This window comes from Albidovulum sp., from assembly GCF_008933605.1.
GTDB lineage: Bacteria > Pseudomonadota > Alphaproteobacteria > Rhodobacterales > Rhodobacteraceae > Albidovulum.
This window is the reverse complement of sequence record NZ_WBUS01000202.1, coordinates 1-4683: the sequence shown is the minus strand read 5'-3', so window position 1 is coordinate 4683 and position 4683 is coordinate 1. Positions and strand designations below refer to the sequence as shown.

At 69.8% G+C, this 4683-nt stretch carries 5 protein-coding genes and 1 pseudogene; 3 read left to right on the top strand and 3 right to left on the bottom strand.

All coding sequences use genetic code 11. The annotated features are described in order from the left end of the window. Window positions 1-307 (top strand): annotated as a pseudogene (locus F9K34_RS17175) (hypothetical protein); the annotation flags it as partial. Between the two features lie 172 nt (window positions 308-479). Beyond that, window positions 480-2354, top strand: coding sequence for a monovalent cation:proton antiporter-2 (CPA2) family protein (locus F9K34_RS17170; protein WP_291338336.1), 1875 nt, complete (start codon window positions 480-482; stop codon window positions 2352-2354). 6 nt (window positions 2355-2360) lie between these two features. Here the strand turns inward: F9K34_RS17170 and F9K34_RS17165 are convergent, their stop codons facing one another. Together F9K34_RS17165 and mce are read right to left on the bottom strand one after the other, a co-directional pair. Next, window positions 2361-2651: a DUF1467 family protein gene (locus F9K34_RS17165; RefSeq protein WP_291338335.1), complete on the bottom strand. Its 291-nt coding sequence runs from the start codon at window positions 2649-2651 to the stop codon at window positions 2361-2363. Then, window positions 2651-3055 carry a methylmalonyl-CoA epimerase gene (gene mce / locus F9K34_RS17160; protein WP_291338334.1) on the bottom strand — a complete coding sequence of 135 codons (405 nt, stop codon included), beginning with the start codon at window positions 3053-3055 and terminating at the stop codon, window positions 2651-2653. Before mce ends, F9K34_RS17165 begins: the two co-directional genes overlap by 1 nt. A 154-nt stretch (window positions 3056-3209) precedes the next feature. On the opposite strand from mce, the gene F9K34_RS17155 reads away from it, so the two are divergent. Continuing rightward, entirely contained in the window at window positions 3210-3935 is a 726-nt protein-coding gene (locus F9K34_RS17155; RefSeq protein ID WP_291338333.1) for a response regulator, read from the top strand. Window positions 3936-3966: 31 nt separating this feature from the next. Here F9K34_RS17155 and F9K34_RS17150 read toward each other — a convergent pair whose 3' ends face one another. Beyond that, entirely contained in the window at window positions 3967-4665 is a 699-nt protein-coding gene (locus F9K34_RS17150) for a GNAT family N-acetyltransferase (protein ID WP_291338337.1), read from the bottom strand. Window positions 4666-4683: the final 18 nt, after the last annotated feature.

Below are 4683 nucleotides of genomic sequence, written 5' to 3'. Positions count from 1 at the left end.
CCCCGAGGCCGTCGAGATCGACGAACCGGAGCCGCTCGAGGCGGTCCCCAACATGCCGACCACGGTGACGGTCGCCCGGCAGGCCACTGTCAAGAACGCCATCGACCTCGGCAAGATCAACCTCATCGGCGTCTACGGCTCCTCCGCCAACCGGCGGGCGCTGGTCCGGATGCCCTCCGGACGGCTCGTCAAGGTGAAGATCGGCGACCGCCTCGACGGCGGACAGGTCGCCGCCATCGGCGACAGCGAGTTGACCTACGTGAAGGGCGGCCGCAGCTTCACGCTGAAGATCCAGAAGAACGGCTGAGGCACGAGGGGGCCCCCCGGTCGCCATTTCGGCGCGATCAGAGCAATTTTATTCGCGTCCCGCCATGGAATCTCTGGCCGGATGTGCCATGATTCCACCGGGATTTCCGCGCCGCGCCGCCGCGTCCGGACCCGTCCTGAAAACCGCCCGACCGAAAGGCTTGCCCCCGCGGATGGAAAGCTTTCTTCTCCAGGCCTCGCTCTACCTGATCGCCGTGGTGCTCGCCGTGCCGGTGGCCTCGCGGCTCGGCCTCGGTTCGGTCCTCGGCTACCTCGTCGCCGGCATCGTCATCGGCCCCGTTCTTGGCCTCGTCGGCAGCGAGACTGCGGACATCCAGCATTTCGCAGAATTCGGCGTGGTGATGATGCTCTTCCTCATCGGGCTGGAGCTTGAGCCGCGCGCGCTCTGGGGGATGCGCGACCGGCTCCTCGGCCTCGGCGGGCTGCAGATTCTCGTCACCGCGCTCGTCGTGACGCTCGGCGCGTTCGGCCTCGGCCTCGGCTGGCGCCTGGCGCTGACGCTCGGCGTCATCCTCTCGCTCTCGTCGACGGCCATCGTCCTGCAGACGCTGACCGAGAAGAACCTGATGCGCACGGCGGGCGGGCGCAGCGCCTTCTCGGTCCTCCTGATGCAGGACATCGCGGTGATCCCGATTCTCGCGCTCCTGCCGCTCCTCGCGCTGCCCGGCGCCCGGGCGCTGGCCCAGGCCCAGGCGGCCGAGACCCATGTTGCGCTGAGCTTCCTGCAGGAACTGCCCGCCTGGGGCGTGACCCTCGTCACGCTCGGCGCCGTGGCGGGTATCGTCCTCGCAGGGCAGTATCTCGTCCGCCCGGTCTACCAGTTCGTCCACCGCGCCCACCTGCGCGAGGTCAATACCGCGCTCGCGCTGATGATCGTCGTCACGATCGCCTCGCTGATGCTCCTTGTCGGGCTCTCGCCCGCCCTCGGGGCCTTCCTCGCGGGCGTCGTGCTCGCCAACTCCGAGTTCCGCCACGAACTCGAATCGGACATCGCGCCCTTCAAGGGGCTGCTCCTCGGGCTCTTCTTCATCACCGTCGGCGCGGGCATCGACGTGGATCTCCTCTGGCAGCAGCCGGTGACGCTCGCAGGCCTCACGCTGGCGCTGATGGCGGCGAAGGGGGCGGTGCTCTATGGCCTCGGCCGGCTCTTCCATCTCAGGGGCCGCGACCAGTGGCTCTTCACCCTCGGCCTCTCCCAGGCGGGCGAGTTCGGCTTCGTGCTCGCGGCCTTTGCCGTCAAGCAGCGCATCCTGCCGGAGGTCCTGGCGCAGCAACTCCTCCTCGTCATCGCGCTGACGATGTTCCTCACGCCGCTCGCCTTCATCCTGCACGACGTCCTCGCCCGGTACGTGAAGGACGAAGGCGACCGCGCCCCGGCGGACGAGATCGATCAACAGGAGCCGATCATCATTGCCGGGGTCGGCCGCTTCGGCCAGGTCGTCAACCGCATGGTGACCATGTCGGGCTTCAGCACCACCGTGCTCGACAGCGACCTCAACGTGATCCAGCTTCTCCGGAAATTCGGGTTCAAGGGCTATGTCGGCGACCCCACCCGGCCGGAGCTCCTGCGCGCGGCCGGCATCGCGCAGGCGCGTGTGCTCGTGATCTGCCTCGACGACCGCGCGGCCGCCGTGCGGCTCGTCGACTACGCGCGCCGCGAACGCCCCGACCTGCACATCATCGCCCGCGCCCGCGACCGCGAGCATGTCTATCAGCTCTACAAGGCGGGGGCTGACGACATCGTCCGGGAGTACTTCGACTCGAGTCTCAGGGTCGCGCGCTATGTCCTTGAGAACATGGGCCTGTCCGACTACGAGGCGAAGGAGCTGGAAAAGACCTTCTTCAAGCTCGACCGCGCCGCCGTGCGCGACCTCGCGGAGGTCTGGATTCCCGGCGTGCCGATGGAGAACAATCCCGCCTACGTCGCCCGCGCAAAGGAACTGAACCGCGAACTGGAGGATGCGCTGATCACCCGCTTCACCCAGACGCGCAGCGAAAGCACGAACGCGAACAAGGCGGCCGAATAGTCGCCGTCAGTTCCCCGGCGCCTCCGGCCTATCGCCGAGCTGGTTGAACCAGTCGATGTCGCGCAGGGTGATCGCGCCCGACAGGATCACGCTCGCCACCACCGACCACAGCACCACCGTCACCATGGTCGTCGCCACGATCTTGCGCTTGAGCCGCACCTCCGAAGGGGCGCTCGCCGGGGTTCCCGGCACGATGTCGCCTTCGTCCGCCTGGCTCCGCGCACCGATCTGGAGCGCCACGAAGAACACCATGAACCACATGACCGCAAAGAGGACGATGCCGCCGGTGAGGTTCATCAGACCTGCTCCAGTTCCACGAGGCAGCCGTTGAAGTCCTTCGGGTGGAGGAAGAGCACGGGCTTGCCATGCGCGCCGATCTTCGGCTCGCCGGTGCCCAGGACGCGCGCGCCCGCGGCCTTCAGCCGGTCGCGGGCGGCAATAATGTCCTCGACCTCGTAGCAGATGTGGTGGATGCCGCCGGCGGGGTTCTTTTCCAGGAAGCCCGCGATGGGGGAGTTCTCGCCCAGGGGGTAGAGGAGCTCCACCTTGGTGTTCGGCAGTTCGATGAAGACGACCGTGACACCATGCTCGGGTTCGTCCTGCGGCGCGCCGACCGTCGCGCCCAGCGTGTCGCGGTATTGCGCGGCCGCGGCGTTCAGGTCCGGCACGGCGATGGCGACATGGTTCAGGCGACCGATCATCTCACTCCTCCGCGACAGGGGCTCCGCCGGGTTATGCGGCGGAGCGGCGGGCTTCGCAAGCGCCCGCTTGGTCGCAGGCGCGTTTACGCTCCGTTAGGCAATCGCTGTCTTACTCGCCCCCAGACGGCGGCCCCACGAGGACAGGAGGGATGAGATGGCCGATGAGCTGAGCGCGTTTCTCGCCGCCCGCGAACCGACGCCGGAGCGTCCGCTCCTCGGCCTGACGGTACTCGTGGTGGAGGACAGCCGCTTCGCCTGCGAGGCGATGCGGCTGCTCTGCCTGCGCTCGGGTGCGCGGATCCGGCGCGCGGACTGCCTGCGCTCGGCGTGGCGGCATCTCATGTCCTACCGGCCGACCGTGGTCATCGTCGACCTCGGCCTGCCCGACGGCTCGGGGCTCGATCTCATCGCCGAGGTCGCCGGACGCCGCCCGCGGGTGCCGGCGCTTCTCGGCACGAGCGGCGACACCGGGGCCGAGGCGCGCGCGCGCGCTGCCGGTGCCGACGGGTTCCTTGCGAAGCCGATCGAAAGCCTCTCGGCCTTCCAGCGGGCAATTCTCGCGGCCCTGCCTGCCGCGCCGAAACCCGTGGCGCCCGGACGGGGCGGCGTGGAGGACGACCGCGTTCATCCCGACCCGCTCGCGCTCCGCGACGACCTTGCCCATGTCGCCGACCTCCTCGGCAACGGGCCCGACGGCGCGGCGCTCGACTATCTCGCGCAGTTCCTCGCCGGCGTCGCGCTCTCGGCCCATGACGCGCCGCTGCGGGCTGCGGCCGAGGCACTGGCGCGCGACAGGTCCGGCGGCCGCACCCTTGCCGGCGACATGCACCGGCTGAGCGGGCTGGTCCGCGACCGGCTCGCCACCGGCGCCCCGTTCTGACCCGCGCGCGGTTCGCCCCTGCCCGCGCCGGTCAGAGGAGCGCGGGGTCGCTCGTCACGAGCACGGGGCGCGTCAGCGCCGAAAGACCCTGACGCTGACGGCCGGCCGCGTCGAAATTCGCCAGGTCGAGCCAGGTGTCGAAGGCGGCCTTCAGCGCCGGCCATTCGCGGTCGATCGCCGCGAACCAGGCCGTGTCGCGATTGCGCCCCTTCACCACCGTCGCCTGCCGGAAGATGCCCTCGAAACTGAACCCGTAGCGTTCCGCCGCGCGGCGCGAGCCGAGGTTCAGCGCGTTGCACTTCCATTCATAGCGGCGATAGCCCGCGCCGAAGGACCAGGCCATCATCAGATACATCGCCTCCGTCGCCGCCCGCGTCCGCTGGATGCGCGGGGCGAGTGCGATGTGGCCGACCTCGATCGACCCCGCCGCCGGCTCGATCCTGAGATAGCTCGCGACCCCGCCTGCGCGCCCCGTCGCCCGGTCGATCAGCGTGACGAACCAGGGATCGGCCCGCCCCGCCATGCCCTCGGCCCAGGCGCGGTAGGCGGCCTCGTCAGCGAAGGGGCCATAGGGCATGTAGTCCCAGATCGCGTCGCTCTCCCGGTTGGCGGCGAAGAGGTCGGCCGCGTGGCGCGCCGGATCGAGCCGCTCCAGCACGACGTAGCGCCCCTCCATCCGCTCCCAGTCGGGGCGCGGCGGCGGCACCCAGTCCTCGACCCGCGCGCCCAGCCTGGCGTCCGCGTCCCC